Source organism: Kitasatospora phosalacinea (genome assembly GCF_030268885.1).
Classification (GTDB): domain Bacteria; phylum Actinomycetota; class Actinomycetes; order Streptomycetales; family Streptomycetaceae; genus Kitasatospora; species Kitasatospora phosalacinea_C.
The window spans coordinates 1-778 of sequence record NZ_BSSA01000097.1; the positions used below are offsets into that span (position 1 = coordinate 1).

Genomic DNA, 778 nt, shown 5'->3' on the forward strand with positions numbered 1-778 from the left:
GATGGTCAGTGGGCTGTGATCGAGCCGCTGTTGCCGCGGCGTGATCCGCGCAAGGCGGGCCGACCGTTGAAGTTTTCGCGTCGGCTGGTCGTGGACACCGTGCTGTACGTGCTGGTCAGTGGTTGCGCCTGGAGGCTGGTCCCGCACGACCTCGCCCCGTGGGACGCGGCCTACCGGTGGTTTCGCGCCTGGAGTGCGGACGGGACCTGGGACCGGGTCCACGACGCGCTGCGCGAGAAGGTGCGCGCGGCCGACGGACGCGACCCGCAGCCCTCGGCGGCGGTGCTGGACTCGCAGTCCGCCCGCAGCCACCAGGGCGGGCAGGCGATCGGCTACGACGCCGGCAAGCGGGTCCGGGGCCGTAAGCGGCACCTGCTGGTGGACACCTGCGGTCTGGTGCTGCGGGCGGTGGTGCACTCGGCCTCGGTGCAGGACCGGGCGGGCGCGAAGCTGGTCCTGGCCGGTGTCCGGGAGCTGTTCCCGCAGGTCGGGCTGGTCTGGGTCGACGGCGGCTACGTCAATGTCGTCGACGCCGGTCTGGTGGGCTGGGCCGCAGCGCACGAGCGGCTGGAGATCGTGGCGGTGCCGCGCAACGCGGATGTGAAAGGCTTCCGGGTGCTGCCCCGCAGGTGGGTGGTGGAGCGGACATTTGCCTGGCTGGGACGGTGCAGACGGTTGGCGAGGGACTACGAGCGCAAGACCGCGCACGCCGAAGCGATGATCAAGGTCGCCATGATCCGCCTCATGGCCGCCCGCCTCGCCGGCGAGGAGATCGAAC

1 protein-coding gene is annotated in these 778 nt (G+C 71.6%); it reads left to right on the forward strand.

Translation table 11 applies throughout. The annotated features are described in order from the left end of the window. The coding region (locus tag QSK52_RS39100; RefSeq protein WP_285741042.1) for an IS5 family transposase at positions 1-778 on the forward strand (778 nt) is incomplete at both ends.